This is a genomic window from Candidatus Villigracilis affinis (assembly GCF_016705895.1).
GTDB classification, from domain to species: Bacteria; Chloroflexota; Anaerolineae; order Anaerolineales; family Villigracilaceae; genus Villigracilis; species Villigracilis affinis.
Genome location: NZ_JADJKT010000002.1, coordinates 96,414 through 118,933, shown reverse-complemented (window position 1 = coordinate 118,933; position 22,520 = coordinate 96,414). Strand labels below are relative to the sequence as shown.

Here is a 22,520-nt window from a genome sequence, read left to right as displayed (position 1 = left end):
CTCTTCCGCCGACATCGGGGAAGTAGAACTCGGAGGCGGTGGGTGGGATGACGTTGAACGTACCCGCCGTGCTGGCGCGGACGATGTAGGTATACACGTAGGTTCCTGCTGGCAGATAATCGGCGGAGAGGGTTATTTTTTCATCGCGCAATTCGATGTGGGTGAAGTACCACCAGCCCCAGCCGCGGTCTTTGTAATCCTGTGCGGAGTAGAAGGATGGCACCGCGGTATCGGTTGCGAGGCTGGCATCGAGGGCTTCCATGCCTGCGGGGAGGGGATCGTCAATCACGATGTAATGCACGGCGGCAGGGATCACGATGGTCAGCCGCGCCTTGACCAGTTCGCCGCGTTCGATCTCGGTGATGGGTGTCTTGGGGTCGTCGAGCGTGAAGTATTCGCGGGAGAGGCTCACGCCCTGATCGAGCGGCTGGATGGAATCCACAGGCAGGCTGGTGCTGAGATAGGCGCTGTAATACAGGTTGCCTGTGCCGCGTCCGCGGGTGATGACGAGGTCGTTGCCTTGTTCTTTGAGCAGGTCTTCGATCTGTACTTGCAGGTTGACGGTCTCTGTCAGATTTTCGGCGCTTGCCTGACCTTCTTCGAGCAAATTGCCGTTTAAGCCGATGGCGTATTTGTAATCGGTCTCGTATTCCTTCGATTCGATCAGCCAATTGGTCAGTGCGATCAGCGACCAGGCGGTTTCCTGCGTGGATTGCCAGTGTCCGCTTTCGCGATGGGCCATCAACCAGCGGACTGCATTTGCGGTGATGGGGTTTTGTGGATCAATCTGCACGAAGGCGTTGAGCACAATGGCGGTTGTGCGTGTGTCGGTGTTCCAGTTCCAATGGTCTTTGGTGGATTCCTCCCAATGGGCGCCTGATGCCGATTGGACGGTGGCAGTTGCGAGGTCGGAAAGAAGCGTTTTGATGCGCGGGTCTTCCTCATCGAGCAGGAACATCGCCTGCGCCAGATACGCTTCCCCGTAGAGATCCAGTTTCGCATGATTTTCAAAAATAAAGTTGGTCCTGCCTGCATCGAGTTCATCGGCGCGGGCGAGCACATAAAGCATGAAGGCGTAGCGGTTGTATTGCCACGAGGCGTCGTTGCGTTTGATATCGGGCAGGTTGTTCTTCAAGTATTCGAGGCCGTTGGCGAGCACGGTTTCAGAGATCTCGTATCCGCTTGCCTGCGCTTCGATCAAACCGTAAACGACATACGCGGAGGTTTGCGGGTCGCTTAATTCACCGTCCCACCAGTTCCAGCCGCCATCGTATTTTTGTTTTGCGTAAATTCTTTGCAGCGCCGAATTGACCTGCGTGTTCAGCGAACTTCGCATGGGTGTGGGCTGTCCTGCCGCATCGAGCGCGCGCATGGTGATGACGTTGGGCAGGAAGCGTGAGATGGTCTGCTCCATACACAGGTAGGGATAATCTTCGAGATATTTCAAACTCGATTGCATCGAAGCCGCCAGAGACGGTGAAACTTCAATGGAAAGACTCGCGTCGTCGAAATTCAAAGTGGAAGGCAGTTGAATGCTTTCGGTCACCGAGTCAGCGGTGAGGATCATACCCGAAGTGCCAACCGTTTCAACAACGGTGAAGTTGTACACGGGAATGCCCTGCCCATCGAGCGTGCCCAGCGCGGGTTTGCTGGCGTCGGTGAATGGTCCGCTGATCGCGGTGGCGGTCATGTCCACGCGTTCGACATTCGCTTTGACAACGATTTCCCAGGTGACGTACGCCTGTTGCCTGCCTTCGATCTCGATGCTTTGTTTTGGATCGGACAGGACCTGCACACCTTCCGCATCCAGTGAGACTTCCACCTTGAGGGATTTTTCTGAATTATTGAAAACGGTCGCACCCACTGTGAGCTGATCCTCAACGACGAAGAATCGCGGCGTTTGTAGTTGTACGAAGAGCGGTTTCGTGCTGACCAATTCACTGGTCGCCTGACCTACGCGGCTGTCTTCGGTGACGGCGCGCACTTCGGCCACCCAGGTGGTGAGGTTTTCAGGCAGTTCCACTTCAACCGTGGCGATGCCTTTTTCATCGGTTGTCACTTCCGCTTCGAAAGCGGCTGTGTCTTTGAAGTTCTCACGCACGGTGATGACACCAGGTTCGCCGCCGCCACCGCCACCGCTCTTGTTGCCATCGGGAATGGTCTTGCGATATAAGGCGTTGAAATCATCGGCGCTGGAAACGATTCCCACCGCGGTGATCACGCTCAGTCCCTGCTGCGAGTAGAAGCTATCAAGCAATGGCAACGAATTGGACGGGGCCAATGCCAGCACGGCCTTATCCACCACGGCGAGCGAGACATCCGCTGAGACGGGCTTGCCGTTGGTGTCTTTTGTTTCGATGGTGTAGGTGATTTCATCGCCAGGGCCAGCGGCTTCCTTATCCGCGCTGACCGAGACATCGAGAGTCTTGAGAGTCGTATCCACGTTGATGCGGGCAATTCCCATCTTGAAATCGGGTGCGCCGCCACGCTCCGCGCCGCTGATGACAGTGACGGAAACATAAGACGCGGGAGCCATTTCGTCGGTGATGGGCAATTTGTAAATGGTGCCGTTGCCGTTCAATTGAACTACTTCGCTCTTGTAGATATGTCCGCGCTCGTAGGTGATCAGGGCGTACACATCACCTGTGAATGGCTGGGCGATCAAAATTTCGGCGGTCTCACCGGGCGAGTATGAATCCTTATCGGCGATGAGGTTGAAGGCGCGGTCATTTGTCTGCCGCCACGAAATCTGATTGTTGCTGGTGACCCAGAGATAAGTAGAAGCCTGATGCTTGTTGCCTTTTGAATCCTGCACAGTGACGAGCGCCTTGAATACACCGCCTGTTGGTGGGATGAAATCCACCTGCGCGATTCCATCTTCGCCAGTAACTGCTTCCTGTGAACTGGCAGGGATCTCCTTTACAGTGGTTTCCCATTGCAGTTGTCCCTGCTCATCCTGTTTTTGCACACTGAACCAGCGCCGCTCCACAAAGCTGACCGTGACCTTTTGATTCGCGACAGGCTGCGAATCCCAATCCAGCACGACCAAGCTGAACGGCTGTGCTTCGCCTTGCACACCCACATATTTCTCCGAGCGGATGCCCGCGTACAGTTCGCTTTGATGCACCACCACACTGGTGCTTCCACTTACAGTGTTCCCTGCCACATCCGAGATATTGGCATACAGGGTCATACGCTGACTGATATTGTTTTTGCTTGCTTCGAAACTTTGTGAAATATCAAGATGACCGTTCTCATTGGTCACACCGCTTCCTTCCGCGGTCGTGCTCCTGTCCACGGTTTCTGAAGGCGACCAGTACATGTCGCGGCTCCAATCCATGAAACTGTAGCGGTTGTACTTCGATGAGGGTTGGAAGTAATAATTGGTCGCTTCGATGAACCAATCCACGGGCGCGTTTTTCAGCACGCCGCCAGAATAGTATTCTGCATCCAACCCGAAGTTGACTTCACCGCCCGCGAGGATGGCATTCACATTTGGCGCGGCCAATACTTCGAATTCGGGCTTTTTGTATTCCGCGATGCTGAATCCGATGGCGGTGATCGGCCCTTCATCAGGAGATTTTGAACGATACACGTAGATGTTGTAATATCCCAGCGACACATCCGCATCGAGTTTTACTTTTCCGCTGAAACTGCCCAAGTCATTGATGGGTACATAGCCTTCATATATTTTTTCGCCCCATTGCTCCGCCACCACATACACCTGATTGATGCGCGGCAGGCTGTAATGCAGGTCATCATTTTGGCGCAGAATGCCCTTGAAGAAGACCTCTTGATCGGGACGGTACACAGGACGGTCAGTGTAGAGATAGGCGAAGAGGTTTTCTTCTCCGCTGTAATAGTTCTGGTACAAGCCAAAATCACCCGCGCTGACTCCGCTGCCCCAATACAACGCGGTGAAGCCGAAATGGTTTCCGCTTTCCACCTGTGCGTAATTGGCTGCTTTGATGTTGTCGAGGTAGGCGATGCCGTTTTCATCGGTATTGGTTGTGCCAAGCTTTTGGAACTCGGCATTGTAGAAGGTCACCGCGGCGTTGTTCTGCGGTTCACCGTTTTCCAGATCTGTCACCCAGGCAAGCCCTTCAGTGGGCGTGGCCTTGAAGGTGATGTTATCCGTCGCCACGATGAACATGGATGCCTGATAAAACCTGCTCGAGTATTTGAATGGCTTGCCTTCCATGCCAATGAAGTAATACCCCGCCTCAAGCGGATTTCCATTTTTGTCCTTGAAGTCGAATAATTTGCTTTCAAGGTTGTTTCGCTCGGCGCCTGTGATATTCCATTTTCGCACGGGCTGTGAACTTGGAGAGAAGGCTGTCATATCCACATTGCCGCTGGTCAACCTGCCAAACTCTGCAAGTGTGATCGGGTACACGGATAAAGTCGCTTCTGTGATGTTCAAATGCTCGAAGTAAACTTCCTGATCTCCCTTTGCGCGATACACCAGTGGATTCCACGGCAGGACGATTCGTGCATACGGCGAGTAATCGCCGTTGTAAAAGGAGTATGAAATTTCATCTTTGATGGTGTTTCCGTACAGATCGGCCATGCCGGGCAAAATCCGCACCACGTAATGGGTGGCAGGGTCAAGCCCGTAAATGTTCAATGACCTGTCGTAGCTGTTGTAATACCAGTTATCTTCCATGCCTGGCACTGCAGGCGTGATTCGCACCCTGCCTTTCAGGCTGTCTATGTCCATTTGTGAGGCAAACCAAATGGTGATGGAAGAGTGAAAATCGGCGTTATCTGAATCAGCTCCGGGAAAAACGCTGGATACAGCGGGGAGGGGCACGGTTGCCAGCATCACCGACATGCCTGCGTTCAGCGTCCCGCCATCTTCGGCCTGTGCGCTGTCGGCGATGGTCAACTCGTAAAAACTTGCGATGCTGAAATTGGTCTTCGGCTCGATGAGCAGGGTTACATTATCATCGCTCCATGTGAAGTTGACGGGGAAGGCGGCCTTTGTTTCGCTGTTGATCAATTTGATCGCCGCTTCCGTACTTTTCACGTCCATCGGCTGTTCAAACGTGACGACGAAACTCTGGTCGAGCGGCATATCCGTCACCCCGTTGGATGGATTCTGCTCACCGCCTTTTAACGCAAAATTATAGATGGTAGGTTTGCGTGTGTCGAACGCCCAGATATAGGATTCGCCCAACGGGTTGCCGAGCGTATCTTCGATCCCCGCATCCACCTTGACCTGATAACTGGTTCCGCTTAAAAGAATTTCCTCTGGCTGAAACACATACACCGATGAATTCACCCATTCGCCCTTGCCTTTGATGGTAGGTGTAAATTTCAATGGCTGGGGAAGTTTGTCCTGTTCTTCGACGATGTTAAGCGGCACAACAGGATGATTGAAAATGACTGTGATCGTCGAGTTCAAGTCCACGCCTGCGGTATCGGGCGCGGGAAAGACCTGTGACACTGAAAGTGTCTCCACGGTCATGAATTCGATTTTGATCTCTTCTTCCGGGGAGGTGCCGTCTTTGGCGACGGCTGAAGTAGTGATGAGCGCCGTGTATTCGGTGGCGGGAGTCAGTTTGGAATCAGGGGAAGAAGGAAAATGTTCGGGCGTCGATCCATGTCAGTTGACCGGAAACAGGCTCCCCGTCGGAAAGAAGCGAGAAGGCTTTTTCCGTCGCGGCGGTGTCCATGTCGCGGTCGAATGTGAACTGGATGGAAGGCTCAAGCGTCAGGCGCTGTCCTTCAATCGGGTTCTGCGCAATGACTTGCGGCCCCGTTGGCTCGGCTTCGATGGACAGGGGAGCATTGTTGAAGAAGATGCTTTTTGTCAGCACGAATGCCAGCACGAGAATGATAAGCCCGCCAAATATGCGCAGAAGTTTTTGATTGTTCATGGTACCGCCTCCCAAACGAGTATGCCTTTTGTAAAGAGAGATGTCAAGTGACCCTTTTCGGGTTTCAGGGCTTTTTCTTAAACGAATTTCACGCGAAGGAGGTTCCCGCCGCCGCGATTCAAAATTGAGCAAATGCTTGCGGAATCATCCTCCCGTTGGTATACTGCCGCCCAATATGTACAACACTTTGTCCAGTTATTCCGCGCATTTGCACCATCATCATATTCACCCCCCGCATGGTCGGGAGGTTTATGTGCGCGTACCTGTGACTCAGTAACAGGTATTTCTCATTTACCTCATCAAGCCCCGACCCTGCGTCGGGGCTTTTTGTTTGCCCCCTCCGCCTGCTATCCCCCACTCATCAAAAGGAAACCTTATGCCCAACCCCAACATTCGCCTCTCCCTCCCCTCCAAAGGACGCCTGCAAGATGACTCGATAGAGCTTCTCGCAGAGTGCGGACTTCCCATACAAAAACTCAACCCGCGTCAATATCAGGCAAAAATGCCTGCCTTACCTGAGTTGACCGTCCTCTTCCAACGCCCAAGTGATATTGTCATCAGTGTCCGTCAGGGCAGCGTGGATTTTGGCATTACAGGCATTGATGTCCTCGAAGAAAATCGCGGCGACAATGGCGACATCATCGTTTTACACGATGCCCTTGGCTTCGGCAGCTGCTCATTGATGCTGGCCGTGCCCGAAGCATGGAGCGATGTCACAAACATTGAATCTCTCAAATCATACGCAGCGACTCTTGACCAGCCATTAAGAGTAGCAACGAAATTCCCTGTCCTCACCGAGCGCTTTCTAAAACAGCAGAATATCCCGCACACACTCATCGCCGCTGAAGGGACTCTTGAAACCGCTCCCACCATCGGCTATGCAGACATCATCTCTGACCTCGTTTCATCAGGCCAAACACTTCAAGATAATCGCCTGCGCGCATTGCGCGATGGAGTCGTTCAAGCATCACAAGCCGCGCTCATTGCAAATCGCAAATCGCTTGAAACAAATCCCAGCGCGCTTGAAACAGCACGTCGCTTGCTCGAATACATCGAGGCACATATGCGGGCGAAGGAAAATCTCCTCGTCATTGCAAACATGCGCGGGGAAAGTCCCGAAGCGATTGCATCCAAATTATTCAACGAAACATCCGTCGGCGGCTTGCAAGGCCCCACCATCAGCCCCATCATCACCCGCGAATCAAATCAAGGCTGGCACTCCGTCACCGTAGTTGTGCGCCGCGACAACCTTCCGCGCGCCATCGGCGAATTACGTCAAGTCGGCGGCAGCGGCATCATCGTCTCCCCCGTCACCTATATTTTTGAAGAAGAGCCGCCGCGCTACACCGCCATGCTCGCGGCCCTGAAAGGATAATCATCATGCTCAAACAATATGACCCACAAACCGCACAACAGTCCATTCTCAAACGCACCCCGCCCGATGAATTTCCCATCAGCCAACGCGTGCTGGATGGAATCAAAAATCTCTTCGGCGAATCTTTGACAGCGGAACAAGCCGTCACAAAAATTTTGAAGGATGTGCGGACTCGCGGCGACTCTGCCCTTCAAGATTGGACAAAGCGCCTCGATTCAATCGACCTCAAGCCTGCTCCCGTTTCGAAGGACATGATCCAAGCTGCATTCGATTCGCTGCCGCCCGCACAGCGTGAAGCGCTTGAAAAAGCCGCCGCCCGCGTGGAAGCCTTTCACCGCAAACAACCGCTGACATCATGGTTCACCAATGAACTCGGCGGCACGATCGGGCAGATCATCCGCCCCATTCAGCGCGTGGGACTCTACGTCCCAGGCGGCACAGCTCCGTTGCCATCCACGGTTTTGATGAGCGCCATCCCCGCGCGTGTTGCTGGCGTGAAAGAAATTGTCGTTGTCACTCCGCCAAATAAAGCATTCGCAAATTCCGAAGCTCCCATTGACCCGATCATTCTCGCCGCCTGCGCCGTTGCTGGCGTGGACGAAATCTATCCGCTTGGCGGAGCGCAAGCCATTGCCGCACTCGCGTACGGCACTGAAACCGTCCGCCCTGTGGATAAAATTTTCGGCCCAGGAAATTTATTCGTCACATTGGCAAAGCGACAAGTGTATGGCGTGGTTGGCATTGACGGATTGGCTGGCCCCACTGAAACCGTGGTCGTTGCCGATGAGTCCGCGAACCCTGCATGGGTCGCCGCAGATTTGCTTGCTCAAGCCGAACATGACTTTTTAGCTTCCGCTATTTTATTAACTCCCTCGAAATCATTAATTGAAAAAGTACAGATCGAAGTCGGCAAGCAGCTGGAAGACCGCAGCCGCGCAGAGATCATCACCGCATCCCTTGAAAACCGCGGCGGCGCAGTGTTGACTCGCGACCTCGAAGAAGCCGTTCAATTGGCAAATGATTACGCCCCCGAACATCTGGCAATATCTGTCAATGAGCCGTGGCGCTGGGTGGAAAAAGTGAACAATGCGGGCGGAGTATTCGTCGGTGAACATTCCTTTGAAGTGCTGGGCGATTATCTCGCTGGCCCAAGCCACGTCATGCCGACAGGCGGCTCTGCAAGATTTGCGTCCCCGCTCAATGTGTGGGACTTTGTGAAGATCGTCAGTCTGGTGGCGTTGGATGACAAGACCGCGCAGGCTGTTGGCCCAGTCGCCGCAACTCTCGCCCAAGCCGAAGGGTTGGATGGGCACGCGAATGCGGCGTTGTTGAGGACGATGGACGATGGACAATAGACCATAGACCATGAACAATCGTCTATTGTCCGTTGTCCATGGTCAATCGTCAAAGGAAAACTCATGAAAATCCGCACTCACCTAGAATCCCTTCCGCCCTATGCCCCCATCGAACCGTTTGAGGTTTTATCCGCACGCCTCGGGCGAACTCCAGATCAGATCGTCAAATTGGATGCAAATGAAAATCCATACGGCCCGCTGAAAGTTGTCCGCGAGGCGTTGGCGAATATGGAATTCCCGCACATTTATCCCGACCCTGAAAGCCGCGCTTTGCGAAAGTCACTCGCGGAATTTACTGGCGTCCCTGCTGAATATCTCATGGCTGGCGCAGGCGCGGACGAATTGCTCGACCTGCTCATGCGCGTCTTCCTTGAACCGAACGATTGCATTCTCTCCTGTCCGCCCACCTTTGGCATGTACTCGTTTGACGCGGAACTCAACGCCGCCCGCTGTGTCGAAGTCCCACGCCGCGCAGATTTTTCACTGGACATGGATGCCATTCGTGAAGCAGTTGAGACTCACAAGCCGAAGCTCTTCTTTATCACGTCACCCAATAATCCAGACGGCTCTGTTCTTGACGCAAAGACAATTGACGAATTACTCGAATTGCCAACTTTGATCGTTCTGGATGAAGCCTATATTGAATTTGCAGGTGAAAATCTTGGAGCAAGTTTGAGCCGCATTCGTGAAGTCCCTGCACGGGAGAATTTGGTGGTTCTGCGAACCTTTAGCAAGTGGGCAGGGTTGGCAGGGCTGCGGGTTGGATACGGAGCATTTCCGCTCTGGCTGATGCCCACCTTGTGGAAATCCAAACAGCCATACAATATCAATGTGGCCGCAAGTGTTGCAGCACAAGTTTCACTTGAGCATACCGATGAGTTGGCAAAAACGGTTGAGCTTCTGAAAGCCGAACGAACCCGCTTGATGACAGAATTACAGAAGATTCCGTATTTGAAACCGTATCCCACGCAATCAAATTTCATCCTCTGCCAAGTGGATGGACGTAATGCAGCAGAACTCAAAGCAAGGCTGGCGCAGGAATTCGGAGTCTTCATCCGCTATTTCAACAAGCCTGGGCTGAGAGACAATATCCGCATTAGCGTGGGCAGGCCGCAGGATACGGATGTTGGTTATCTGCTGAGCGTTGAAAAAGTTGTCGGAAAGTGAGTTGAAACGTCACACCTGTAAACCAAAGGAGCATTATGCGAACCGCAGAAATATCACGACAGACAAACGAAACGCAAATTACCATCAAACTGGATTTGGACGGCACAGGCAAACATGAGATTTCCACAGGAGTTGGGTTTCTCGACCACATGTTGACCCACCTTGCTGTGCATGGATTGTTCGATCTCAATGTCCAAGCGAAGGGCGACTTGCACATTGATGTCCATCACACGGTGGAAGATGTGGCGCTGGCGTTGGGGCAAGCCTTTGACAAGGCGCTCGGCGACCGCAAGGGAATTGTCCGCATGGGAGATAGTTTTGCGCCGATGGATGAGACTTTGGCGCATGTGGCGATTGATTTGTCAGGACGGCCTTACACAGTGGTGCAAGCGGAATGGCACACGCCTTATGTTGGCAATATCCCAACGACGTTGTTCCCGCATTTCTTTGAGTCATTCGCTGTGACTTCGCGCTGCAATCTCCATGCGCGGGTTTTGTACGGACGTGATGATCATCATCAGGCTGAGGCATTGTTCAAGGCATGGGCACGCGCGCTGGATATGGCGACTCAGTTCGACCCAAGACGCGGCGGGACAATCCCGTCTACAAAAGGAAGTTTCTGAAATGATGAACGCAGAAGGATGAATGATGAATAAAGAAATCATTTTGATAGACGCAGGCACGGGGAACCTCCGCTCGGTGCAGAAGGCGTTGGAAAATGTTGGAGCAAATGTCACACGCACAGATGACCCGCAAAAGGTTTTGTCTGGCGGGCGAATCGTTTTGCCTGGCGTTGGTGCGTTCGGCGATTTTATGTCTGGGCTGCGGGCGCGGGGATTGGATAATGCGGTGAAGGAAGTTGTCTCGCGCGGTGTGCCGATGCTTGGGATTTGCGTCGGGATGCAAGCCTTGTTCGAGATCGGCGAAGAGATGGGCGATCACGAAGGCTTGGGGTTGCTCAAGGGCACGGTGGTGAAGTTTGCTGATTCACTGTCAGTGAAGATTCCGCATACGGGGTGGAATCAGCTTACAGTTAAGAAAGAAGCGTCTCTCTTTGATCAGATAAAAGATGAGGCGTATGTTTATTTCAATCACTCGTATTATTGTCAGGCGGGAGATTCATCCGATGTAATTGCAACAACCGATTACGGAATCAATTACGCGTGTGCGGTGCGGCGTGAAAATGTTTTTGGCGTGCAGTTCCATCCTGAAAAGAGTCAGGCGGTTGGGTTGCAAATTTTGAAAAACTTTGTGGAGGCGGCATGAGCTTTACGATCTATCCTGCAATTGATCTGCGCGGCGGAAAAGTTGTGCGGCTGAAAGAAGGCGACCCCGCGCGGATGACGTCGTACAGCGATGACCCCGCGGAGACGGCGCGAAAGTGGCTGGGCATGGGCGCGCAATGGCTGCATGTTGTAAACCTCGATGGCGCGTTTGGCGAAGGCGATAATGCAAATCGTGCTGCGCTTGAGTCGATCTTGAAACTTGGCGCGCGCGTGCAATTTGGCGGCGGCATTCGTTCAATGGAGTCAATTGCGGATGTTTTGAAATTGGGCGTGAGCCGCGCTATTTTAGGAACGATCGCAATTGAGCAACCCGCGATAGTGGCAGATGCGTTGACTCGTTTTGGTGCTGAACAAATTGCAGTTGGAATTGACGCACGCGATGGACTCGTCCGCACGCGGGGATGGAAGGATAACAGCGGAGTCTCGGCGATTGACCTCGCGCTTCAAATGCGGACCGTTGGGCTGGGTACTGTTATCTTTACAGATGTCAGTCGGGACGGTTTGGGCAGCGGGCTGAACATCCCGTCCACCCGCGAGTTGGCCGAACGCAGCGGACTTGATGTGATCGCTTCTGGCGGCGTGCATACGATCGATGATGTCATTGCGGCGAAGGATGCAGGGCTGGCGGGATGTATTATCGGAAGAGCGCTGTATGATGGAACGGTTGATTTGAAAGAGGCGTTACAGGTTTGAAAGCGAAAGTCAACGGCGATGATGCAGACCTTTGAGATTGAACTTTCATGATTGGAGGTTTATGTTAGCAAAACGGATTATTCCCTGCCTTGATATTAAAGACGGGCGCGTGGTGAAGGGTGTGAATTTTGTAAATCTGCGTGATGCAGGTGACCCTGTGGAACAGGCGCGGCTTTATGATGAGCAGGGCGCGGATGAGTTGGTGTTCCTTGATATTTCCGCAACGCACGAAGGACGCAAGACCACGCTGGAGTTGGTCAGCCGCGTGGCAGAGACGGTTTTCATGCCATTGACCGTGGGTGGTGGAATCCGCGAAGTGGATGATATGCGGAATTTGCTGCTGGCTGGCGCGGACAAGGTCAGTGTCAACTCGGCGGCGGTGAAACGGCCTGAGTTGCTGTCTGAAGGTGCGGCGCGGTTTGGAGCGCAGTGCATTGTGCTGGCAATTGACGCACGCAGAAATGGCTCAAGCTGGGAAGTGTATGTGGCTGGCGGGCGCACACCCACTGGCATTGATGCCGTTGAATGGGCGATGCGCGGCGTGGAGTTAGGCGCGGGCGAAATCCTACTCACCAGCATGGATGCAGATGGCACGCTTGCAGGATACGATATTGAATTGACGAGTATTATCTCGAATATGGTATCTGTGCCTGTCATTGCTTCTGGCGGCGCTGGGACTCCGCTCCACTTTGCGGAGGTGCTCACCAAAGGCAATGCGGATGCGGCGCTGGCGGCTTCGTTGTTTCATGATGGGAAGTTGTTGATCCCTGATTTGAAACGGGAGTTGAGGACTCAAGGGGTGGCGGTTAGGTTGTAAGAATGACGATAGAGGCGATAGAGTGGAAAGTGGTAAAGGTAATTGTTGTCCGTGGTCAATGGTCGTCTATGGTCTACGTGGAAAGAGGAAAGATGAAAGAAGAGTTGTTGAGCCAGATAAAATATGATGGCAATGGACTTGTCCCTGCGATTGTGCAGGATGCAAACACAAACGAAGTATTGATGATGGCGTGGATGAATGCCGAGTCTTTGCGCTTGACAATTGAATCAGGCGAGACTTGGTTCTGGTCACGCAGTCGTAGTGAGTTGTGGCATAAGGGTGCGACTTCGGGGAATATTCAAAGCGTGGTTGAAATCCGCGTGGATTGTGATGAGGATACGCTGTTGGTGTTGGTCAACCCTGCGGGGGCGGCGTGTCATACTGGGGAACGGACGTGTTTTTTTATAGAAGTTGCGGTTAGAAGGCCGAAGACGATGGTTTGAAATTTACCCATCGTCAGTCGTCTGTAACCTCTAAACAAAAAAGGAGAAATAATGAGCATTCAATGGTTGTTTGATGTAATTCAAGAACGAAAAAATAATCCGAGCGAGAAATCCTACACCGCAAGTCTTTTCAATGAAGGCTTGCCGAAGATCGCGCAAAAAGTTGGCGAAGAAGGGACGGAAGTTGTCGTGGCGGCGCTGGCGCAGGAAGATCAACGTCTCATTGAAGAAGTTGCCGACCTGACCTATCACACGCTTGTCTTGTTGGCAGCGCGTGGATTGACTCCCGCCCACATTGTTGCGGAGTTGGAGAAGCGGCATAAATGAAAAAGGTGATCCTGCTTGATATTGACGGCGTGCTTGTCCATCACGGTGGGTATCGTGCCGCGCTGCACGCCACGTTGAATCACTTTGCCAGCCTGATGGGATTATCGCATTTTGATTTCCCCGAGGAAAAACTGGCAGAGTTGGAGAAGCGCGGAATTTTCAGCGAGTGGGATATGGTTCCGCTGTTACTGGCTACTTTATGGAATGACATCCTCGAACACCGCCCAGGCTTGAAACTACCTGCGGATCTATTTTCTGCTGCTGTCATCATTGGGCACAACATGAACGGGTTCAAGCCACAGGAATTGGTCATCCCTGAATTTGAATTTATCGCTGGTCAATATCCCGCCGAAGCGGCAATGCAACACGGATGCTTCCCTTTCATTCCAATGGATTTACGGCTAAATATTTTGAGCCAGTCGCGGAATGTGAATTTCTCACAGACAATGCGTTTGTTTCAGCATTATTCGTTGGGAAGTGTTGTATTCAGCAAAACATACAACCTGCCCGCTGAAGTTGAAACTGAATCGTTATTACACACGCATGACCGTTCCAATATCAATGATGCGATCCTCGCAAAACTTCGTCAGCCGAATATTCATCTGGCGGGGCTGACGGCGCGCCCATCCGCGCCGCCGCGTGAGGTGGATGATTCACATTTTGGATATGCACCCGAAGCAGAAATTGCGCTTGAACTCGTGGGGCTTGCAGATATTCCATTTATCGCTTTTGGGAAACTGGAATACCTCGCCGCCAAGCGCGGACTTGATGCAGGCGCTTTGATCAAACCGTCCCCTGTCCATGCGCTGGCGGCGACTGCTGCGGCGTTGACTGGTGATGAATGGGCAGGATTACAGTCCGCTGGGGATTGGCACCAAACGGGCAAACTCAACGGTGTTTTTGCAACTCTGCCGCGTGAATTTGAATTATTCGTTGTGGAAGATACGATGGGCGGAATACGCTCCACACATGCGGCGGGAGAAATTCTCCGCCAGAATGGATTCAATGTCCCCACTCAAACTATTGGTTTAACATCTGGCAGTGCTTCAAAGATAGAAGCGTTCACTCAAGCGGGCATCCGACATTTTGAGGACTGGGAAGAACTGATTGCAAAGATTGGAATTTAGATTTACACCAAAAGTGTTTGCCCACCTATAAACTTACAAAAAAGTTGTTGTATGGTTATAATGCACACCGTTTAGGCCTTGATGCTAACCATTCAGGAATATCTGTCTGACAAATTCCTGAGGTAAGAAAAAGGCGAATCACACTTTCTAAAGGCAATGATGAAACCACTAGAATTTTTGAACTGCATGTGTACCTGGCGGGGTCGCTAACCACCGCCTCTTTCACAGAGATACAAACGGCTGACTGCCGTAGACGGTGGATGTGATCCCGCAACTCCCCAAGCCGCTGGCACGGCTTGTGAATTGCGCCCATCGTTTACGTAGACCGGGATTTATTCCGGTTGGCAGACAGCCGTTTTATTTATTTAAAAACCAAAATCATATTTAAGGAGAGCAGCATGAAAATCGCAAATAACGTTACAGATCTGATTGGCAATACACCCTTGGTGCGCTTGAACCACGTTACTGAAGGTGCCAAAGCTGAGGTGGTTGCCAAGTTGGAGTTTTACAACCCAGCCCATTCAGTGAAGGACCGTATCGGCGCGGCCATGATCGATGCTGGCGAAAAGGCTGGATTGATCACAAAGGACACCACCATCGTAGAGCCGACCAGCGGCAATACAGGTATCGCTTTGGCTATGGTTGCTGCCGCGCGTGGTTACAAGATCATCCTGACCATGCCCGAAACCATGAGCAAGGAACGCCGCATGTTGCTGCGTGCCTATGGTGCGGAGTTGGTGCTGACGCCTGGACCTGATGGCATGGGCGGCGCGATCCGCAAGGCTGAGGAGATCGTTGCTTCTGATCCGAAAAAATATTTCCTGCCGCAACAGTTTAAGAATCTTGCGAATCCTGAAATCCATCGTAAAACGACCGCCGAAGAAATCTGGCGCGACACCGATGGAAAGATCGATTTTCTGGTTTCAGGCATCGGTACCGGCGGAACCATCACCGGCACGGGTGAAGTGCTCAAATCGCGCAAGCCATCCTTCAAGGCGATTGCTGTTGAGCCTGATGCCTCTCCAGTTCTGTCGGGTGGTGCAAAAGGTCCACATCCGATTCAAGGTATTGGTGCGGGATTTGTACCTGATATTCTCAACACCAAGATCTACGACGAAATTATCCGCGTGAAGAATGAGGATGCTTTTCAGACTGCCCGCCGCATGGCGCGTGAGGAAGGTCTGCTTGTAGGCATTTCTTCCGGTGCAGCGACCTGGGCAGCTTTGCAGGTGGCAAACCGTGCTGAGAATGCAGGCAAGCTGATCGTAGTGATCATCCCTTCGTTCGGCGAACGTTATTTGTCCACTCCGCTGTTTGCTGATCTTGCGGAAGCACAACCGACTTTATAAAAAAGGCGTAGGGGCACAGCGCTTGTCCTGAGCCTGCCGATAGGCCGCTGTGCCTCTACATACTATAATGAGAAAAAATGCTTAAAACCATTCAAGAAGATGTTCAATCTGTATTAGATCGTGACCCCGCTGCCCGAAGCGTTTGGGAGATCCTTTTATGCTACCCTGGTGTGTATGCCATTTGGATACATCGCCTATCCCATCACCTGTGGAAGGGTGGTTTCAAATTAATTGCCCGTTGGCTTTCCCAACTGGCCCGTAGTATGACCGGGATCGAAATCCATCCCGGCGCAACCATTGGACGTAATTTTTTCATTGACCATGGCATGGGAGTTGTGATCGGTGAAACTGCGGAAATCGGTGAGAACGTCACAATGTATCACGGGGTTACCTTGGGCGGCACCAGCCTGCAAAAGACCAAACGCCATCCCACGATTGAAGATCATGTTGTCATCGGTGCGGGAGCAAAAGTTTTGGGCGCAATTACCATCGGTGCACATAGCCGTATCGGTGCGAACGCGGTTGTGGTGAAATCGTCTCCGCCAAACTCGGTGATCATCGGAGTGCCGGGGCAGATCATTGTCCGCAGTCAGGAGAAGGCGATGAGTGACAAGCCCGACCTTGAGCATGGTCTCCTTCCCGATACCATTGGCGAGACACTTGCGGCATTGGTATCCCATGTGGAGAAACTTGAAAAAAGACTGGATGGACACACTTCCATTTCTCCGGCTTTGCATACGTCCGATCATGGCATCTGGCATGGTGAGGATTTTGCGATTTAATCTGTTTTGAATCTTTGCATAATTCGATGTATGGTAAAAAAACTTGTTTTATGAGACAAAGAATATGAGAATTGTCTATTAATGAACTTGTTACAAAAAGTACTTGTATTTACAAATTTATTCTTGTATACTGATTTTACTTTAGTACCTTGTGTGGGAATTTAGAAGTAATCCACCGTGAAATAAACCTAGTGAAGAATGAAAGCAGGGGTTGAAAAACACGGGTTTATTTATTGGTGGAGCAGGGGTTTTCCTTTTAGATATAAGAAGACAATTGAATATGTGATTTGGAAGCAACGATCCAATGACCTGATTTGGTCGCTTGTCCTGTCGTAATAGACAAAATGGACAGGTCTTTGGGGAGCTAATAGCGAAACCGGCCCGAGTGGTCGGTTTTTAATTTAATTTCAAGAAAGAAGAGGTGGCTCATCGAAGAAAGTAGAGTGGGTGTCTTGAATAGTCTATCATTTGTTCATTAAGTCTATGTTTTTGAAAGGGAGAAAACATGAAACGAGTCAAGTACTTCGGCATGATGGTTGTGGTGATGCTTATATTCACCGCGCTATCGATTCAAAACGTAACGGCCACAAGTGAATCTGTTTTTAACAGCATTCCCGATCCACTGCCTGGAAATTTGCCCAGTCAGCCTTATCAGGCTCAACAGGCGGCGGAGTTTGGCGATCATATTCAGTTTGCTGGCACAGCCCGTAACCTTTCCAGTGTAACGGTAACCCTGAGTAATTGGGCAAGGCATTCAGAGTATCCAGATATGCCCGCTGATGGGTTTTCTCACCCGCTCACCCTCAACATCTACAATGTGGATAAGAGCGGTGCTGTACCGGCTCTTGGAACATTGATCGCAAGTGTGACCCAGGATTTTGTAATGCAATGGCGGCCTGAGGGAGATCCTTCCTGCCCGAATACCGGGTACGGTGCGGGTTTTGCATGGAAGGCGGCCAATGGCACTTGCTATAATGGATTTGCCTTCAATATCGTATTTGATTTGAGCGGTGAAGGCATTGTCCTGCCCGATGAGATCATTTACGGTATCGCATCGAATACTGAAACATGGGGATATGACCCAATCGGCGCCCCCGGCCCATACAACTCGCTTAATTTTGCTGTAAATAATATTTCAACCCCGAGTACGGGTACGGATGTGGAACCAGATGCCGTTTTCTTCAACACTGAAACGGCGGGATGGTATGCGGACGGTGGTGCAGGCGGAGTTGGTGTTTTCCGCCGTGACACAGGCTGGACCGGTTATGTTCCCGCAGTTCGCTTTGATGTGGAGGAAGCAGTTGCCACGCCCGAATTGACAGTCAAAGTGCAGGACAGCCTTGGTAATCCCATCGAAGGCGCTGTCATCACGTACGCAGTTGGCAGCCCCAATGCTGGCTGGCAGACGTTTGGCACGACCGGGGTGGATGGCACGATCAGCCGTTCAGACCTGACCGTTGGCACGAACTACCATTTCTATGCCAGTTACAACGCCTCGACATCCACTTCGCAAGCTTTGGTTTTTGATGGCGATGATGAAGTCGTTTTCGAGACCGTTCTGGTCAAAGCGAAAGTGGAGACTTGTCCGGGCGTTGCGATCGAAGGCGCGGCTGTCACCTACGGCAGTGTCAATGGCGGATTCCTGACCTTTGGCACAACCGGCAGTGATGGCCTTGTTTCAAAGGAATTGTTCCCCGGCTATGACCGCACATTCTATGCGTCGGCGAATCACACTTCTTCGGCGCTGCAGACTGCAACTGTGGTTGAGCAGGGTGACCCGCTGGTAACATTCACGACCACGAAAGTTGCGATCAACTATAGTGGTTCGATCAACCACGGCAGCGCCAACGGCGGCTGGTATCCATTTACCAAACCAGCCATGGAAATGTTTGCCGGTACGCGGACCTTCCTCATCAACGGAACACAGGTCACTGTGACTGTGCCTGAATGCGATTTCTCAACAGGTGACCTGACTGTGAAATTCCCGGGGATCGGCGGCGTTCACGCTTATTTGAAGAAGAGCGATGGTGTTAATGGCGTCGCAAACGGACTTCAGGTTGCATCTCTGACCTGGAAGAATGATGAAGCGATCTTTGCCGATGTACCCAACGATGTGTATGACATCGTATTGGTGAAGGGCGCACAGACCAAGATCGTTGACAACGTCATTTTGCTCGGCGATAAAACCGTGGACGGACTCATTGCCACGCTGACTGTTGAATTCCCCGGCATTGGCGGTGTCCATACCTATGCAAAGATGCCTGATAGTGTCGCTGGCACGGCTGGCGGCGGGGGCGTTGAAGAGCGCACCTGGAAGAACGACCAGGCTGAATTGATCGTGTTCAAGGGCACCTTTGATGTACAGGTGGTTAAAGGCGCAAAGATCTATGTTGTAGATGACGTGGATTGCACCGGCGAAACCTGTCTCGTGGACGGCATCGTCGCCACGTTGACCGTGAAATTCCCCGGTATTGGCGGAGTCCATACCTATGCTCGGATGCCCGATGGTGGAGGCGTGGAAGAGCGCACCTGGAAGAATGACCAATCTGAGATGGTCGTGCTCAAGGGCACATATGATGTCTCTGTGGTCAAGGGTGCGAAAACTTATCTTGTGGAAGATGTGGATTGCACCGGTGACACCTGTCTGGTGGAGGATATCGTCGCCACGCTGACCGTGAAATTCCCCGGCATTGGCGGTGTCCATACCTATGCAAAGATGCCTGATGGCGTTGCTAATACTGCTGGCGGCGGGGGCGTGGAAGAGCGCACCTGGAAGAATGACCAGTCTGAGATGGTCGTGCTGAAGGGCACCTACGATGTACAGGTGGTTAAAGGCGCGAAGACCTACGTGGTGGATAATGTCGATTGTACCGGCACCAGTTGTCAGGTAGATGGAATCGTCGCCACGTTGACAGTGAAATTCCCCGGCATTGGCGGAGTCCACACCTACGCTCGGATGCCCGATGGCGTCGTTAATACTGCTGGCGGCGGAGGCGTTGAAGAACGCACCTGGAAGAATGACCAGTCTGAGATGGTCGTGCTCAAGGGCACGTACGATGTTTCTGTGGTCAAGGGTGCGAAGACTTATGTTGCTGATGATGTTGACTGTGGCGGCAACACCTGCCTTGTGGAGGGAATCGTTGCCACGTTGACCATCAAATACCCCGGAATGACGGGAATTCATAACTACGTCAAGATGCCCGATTCAATCAGCAATTCAGCCACGGGTGGAGCTGTGGAAGAGCGCACCTGGCAGAACAATGAATCGGTCATGACCGTTTTGCGTGGTTTCTATGATGTGCTGATCGTGAAGGGCAGCGACTCGTTCATCTATGACGATGTGGATTGCACGGCCCTGACTTGCACATTGGATAAGGCCAGCCTCACGGTGAAGTTCCCCGGAATCACCAGTGTACATACCTATGTGCGCAAGAGCGATAACGTTGCGGGAACGGCGACCGGGACACAGGTTGCGTCTCAAACCTATAAGACCGATCAGGCTGTCTTTGCCGACCTGCCCAACGGTTTTTACGATGTGATCGTGGTGAAGGGCTCTCAGACCAAGCTCATTGACAATGTGACCGTGCTTGGCGGTTGGGCCACCGTGGATAAGATCGTGGCCACGCTGACGGTGAAATTCCCCGGTATTGCGGGTGTCCATACCTATGCCAAGGTGAATGATGGCGTAGCTGGTACAGCCGCTGGTGGAAGTGTTGAAGACCGCACCTACAAGAATGACGAAACCTCGATGGTCGTGTTGAAGAGCACCTATGATGTCATGGTGGTCAAGGGTGCGAAGCAGAAAGTCATCGACGCGGTGGATTGCACGGGTGAAACCTGCGTGGTGGAAAATATCGTCGCCACATTGACTGTGAAATTCCCCGGCATTGCCGGTGTGCACACTTACGTCAAAGTGAATGACGGTGTGGCAGGCGCATCTGGTGGTGATGTGGAAAACCGCACCTACAAAAATGACGAAGCATCCATGGTGGTATTGAAGAACACCTACGATGTTGTTGTGGTCAAGGGTGCGAAGCAGAAGATCATCGACGCGGTGGATTGCACAGGCGAAACCTGCGTGGTGGAAAATATCGTCGCCACGTTAACCGTGAAGTTCCCCGGCATTGCCGGTGTGCACACCTACGTCAAAGTGAATGACGGCGTGGCAGGCGCATCGGGTGGCGATGTGGAGAATCGCACCTACAAGAATGACGAAGCATCCATGGTGGTATTGAAGAACACCTACGATGTGATCGTGGTCAAGGGCGCGAAACAGGTGGTCATCGACGCGGTGGATTGCACAGGCGAGACCTGCATGGTGGAGAATATCGTCGCAACACTAACGGTGAAATTCCCTGGCATCAGCGGCGTCCACACCTATGTGAAGGTGGATAACAGCATTGCTGGCACAGCCACTGGCGGTGATGTGGAGAACCGCACCTATAAGAACAACGAAACCTCCATGGTGGTTTTGAAGAACACCTACGACGTGGTCGTGGTCAAGGGCGCGAAACAGAAGGTCATCGACGCGGTGGATTGCACAGGGAATACCTGTGTGGTTGAAAACATTGTTGCAACCTTTACGCTCAAATTCCCCGGCAAGACCGGTGTGCATGTCTATGTCAAAGTGACCGATAATGTGGCTGGCACAGCCGCAGGCGGCGATGTAGAAAACCGCACCTACCAGAACAATTCCACTACGATGGTGCTGCTCAAGAACACCTATGATGTGGTGGTCAAGATCGGAGCAGATTCCTTTATCCTCGATGATATCAATTGCACCGGGAATACCTGCACCTACAGCCTCACGGTGGTCAAGCTGGTCAATAGCGCGAACGCGGCGCTGGCCGGAGGCGTAGTGAAATATTATGACGGCAGTTGGCATCCCGTTGGCAATACAAATGCAAGCGGACTGATGGCTTTTGGGTTCCCTGGGACATCAACCAACCTGCTGTTCAGCGTGGATTATGCGTTCACGCACAACGAAAAGTGGCAGAATATCGCCACCAATCCGATCGTTCTGTTCCAGACTAAAAAGGTTGAAGTACAGCTGAAGAACAGCGGCGGAACGCTTGTCGATGCCGGCGTGGTCAAATATTACACAGGTGCATGGCATGACCTTGGCAATACCTCCGGCGGCAAGGTCAGCATGGAATTGCTGCCCTCCAACATCCTGTTTAGCATGGACAATCAGTTCGTGCACAATGAAAAATGGCAGAACACCACCACAGATGCCACAGTTGTCTTCCAGATGAAGAACGTTGAAGTCCAATTGAAGGACAGCAGCGGCGCGCTGATGGACACCGGCACGGTCAAATATTACACAGGTGCATGGCATGATCTTGGCAGCACCTCAGGCGGCAAAGTGAATGTGGACTTGCTGCCTGCGAACATCCTGTTCAGCATGGACAATCAATTCGTCCATAACGAAAAATGGCAGGATACCGGCGGCAACGCAACCGTGTTATTCCAAACCAAAAAGGTCGTGGTGCAATTGAAGGATAGCACTGGTGCCCTGATGGACACCGGCACGGTCAAATATTACACGGGTTCATGGCACGCCTTCGGCACAACCTCTGGCGGTGAAGTCAGCATGGAATTGCTGCCTGCCAACATTTTGTTCAGCATGGACTATGCATTTACCCACGCTGAAAGATGGCAGAACACTGGCCTCAACGAAACTGTTGCATTCCAGACGGGCAAGGTAACCTCGGCCACTGGTACCTGCACCCAGTATTACACGGGCGGCTGGCACGCCTTCACGAACGGCATGGAATTGCTGCCGTCCAACATCCTCTTCCAGTTCAATGACGGGAATCCGCAAGCATGGTTCACGCCTGTGGCTGGAGTGACGAACAACATCCATTAACAGAACGTATTGCTTGAAAAAATGTGCCCCGAATTTTCGGGGCACATT

General features: G+C 52.2%; 15 protein-coding genes. 13 read left to right on the top strand and 2 right to left on the bottom strand.

Translation table 11 applies throughout. The annotated features are described in order from the left end of the window. Nucleotides 1-5,470, bottom strand: a 5,470-nt coding sequence (locus IPI86_RS00990; RefSeq protein WP_345296109.1) for an Ig-like domain-containing protein, incomplete at its 3' end; no start/stop codon positions are given. A gap of 100 nt (nt 5,471-5,570) precedes the next feature. Beyond that, a complete protein-coding gene (locus IPI86_RS00985; protein WP_345296108.1) occupies nt 5,571-5,882 on the bottom strand; it encodes a hypothetical protein in 312 nt (103 codons plus the stop codon). A 376-nt stretch (nt 5,883-6,258) separates the two neighbouring features. On the opposite strand from IPI86_RS00985, the gene hisG reads away from it, so the two are divergent. The 13 genes from hisG (at nt 6,259) to IPI86_RS00920 (ending at nt 22,472) form a co-directional block, all read left to right on the top strand. Then, nucleotides 6,259-7,257 carry an ATP phosphoribosyltransferase gene (hisG, locus tag IPI86_RS00980; RefSeq protein WP_345296107.1) on the top strand — a complete coding sequence of 333 codons (999 nt, stop codon included), beginning with the start codon at nt 6,259-6,261 and terminating at the stop codon, nt 7,255-7,257. A gap of 5 nt (nt 7,258-7,262) precedes the next feature. After that, nucleotides 7,263-8,612 carry a histidinol dehydrogenase gene (gene hisD / locus IPI86_RS00975; protein ID WP_345296106.1) on the top strand — a complete coding sequence of 450 codons (1,350 nt, stop codon included), beginning with the start codon at nt 7,263-7,265 and terminating at the stop codon, nt 8,610-8,612. A gap of 63 nt (nt 8,613-8,675) precedes the next feature. Then, the gene (gene hisC, locus IPI86_RS00970; RefSeq protein ID WP_345296105.1) at nt 8,676-9,779 is read left to right on the top strand and encodes a histidinol-phosphate transaminase; all 1,104 of its coding nucleotides are present in this window, start codon (nt 8,676-8,678) and stop codon (nt 9,777-9,779) included. Nucleotides 9,780-9,814: 35 nt separating this feature from the next. Further along, nucleotides 9,815-10,402 (top strand): imidazoleglycerol-phosphate dehydratase HisB, encoded by a 588-nt coding sequence (gene hisB / locus IPI86_RS00965; protein ID WP_345296104.1) that lies wholly within the window; start codon nt 9,815-9,817, stop codon nt 10,400-10,402. A 22-nt stretch (nt 10,403-10,424) separates the two neighbouring features. Then, complete coding sequence (gene hisH / locus IPI86_RS00960; RefSeq protein WP_345296103.1) at nt 10,425-11,045, top strand: imidazole glycerol phosphate synthase subunit HisH; 621 nt, start codon at nt 10,425-10,427, stop codon at nt 11,043-11,045. Next, nucleotides 11,042-11,758: a 1-(5-phosphoribosyl)-5-[(5-phosphoribosylamino)methylideneamino]imidazole-4-carboxamide isomerase gene (gene hisA, locus IPI86_RS00955; protein ID WP_345296102.1), complete on the top strand. Its 717-nt coding sequence runs from the start codon at nt 11,042-11,044 to the stop codon at nt 11,756-11,758. The genes hisH and hisA overlap by 4 nt, the downstream gene beginning before the upstream one ends. Nucleotides 11,759-11,819: 61 nt before the next feature. After that, nucleotides 11,820-12,575 (top strand): imidazole glycerol phosphate synthase subunit HisF, encoded by a 756-nt coding sequence (hisF, locus tag IPI86_RS00950; protein WP_345296101.1) that lies wholly within the window; start codon nt 11,820-11,822, stop codon nt 12,573-12,575. Nucleotides 12,576-12,604: 29 nt separating this feature from the next. After that, on the top strand, nt 12,605-13,018 hold the full coding sequence (gene hisI, locus IPI86_RS00945) for a phosphoribosyl-AMP cyclohydrolase (protein WP_345296100.1): 414 nt from the start codon (nt 12,605-12,607) through the stop codon (nt 13,016-13,018). Nucleotides 13,019-13,069: 51 nt separating this feature from the next. Continuing rightward, the gene (gene hisE / locus IPI86_RS00940) at nt 13,070-13,345 is read left to right on the top strand and encodes a phosphoribosyl-ATP diphosphatase (RefSeq protein WP_345296099.1); all 276 of its coding nucleotides are present in this window, start codon (nt 13,070-13,072) and stop codon (nt 13,343-13,345) included. After that, nucleotides 13,342-14,472, top strand: a complete 1,131-nt coding sequence (locus tag IPI86_RS00935) for a hypothetical protein (protein WP_345296098.1) — start codon at nt 13,342-13,344, stop codon at nt 14,470-14,472. The genes hisE and IPI86_RS00935 overlap by 4 nt, the downstream gene beginning before the upstream one ends. A gap of 398 nt (nt 14,473-14,870) precedes the next feature. After that, nucleotides 14,871-15,821, top strand: a complete 951-nt coding sequence (gene cysK / locus IPI86_RS00930) for a cysteine synthase A (RefSeq protein WP_345296097.1) — start codon at nt 14,871-14,873, stop codon at nt 15,819-15,821. A gap of 77 nt (nt 15,822-15,898) precedes the next feature. Next, on the top strand, nt 15,899-16,603 hold the full coding sequence (gene epsC / locus IPI86_RS00925) for a serine O-acetyltransferase EpsC (protein ID WP_345296096.1): 705 nt from the start codon (nt 15,899-15,901) through the stop codon (nt 16,601-16,603). Between the two features lie 505 nt (nt 16,604-17,108). Continuing rightward, nucleotides 17,109-22,472 carry a hypothetical protein gene (locus tag IPI86_RS00920; protein ID WP_345296095.1) on the top strand — a complete coding sequence of 1,788 codons (5,364 nt, stop codon included), beginning with the start codon at nt 17,109-17,111 and terminating at the stop codon, nt 22,470-22,472. The last annotated feature ends 48 nt before the right edge of the window (nt 22,473-22,520 follow it).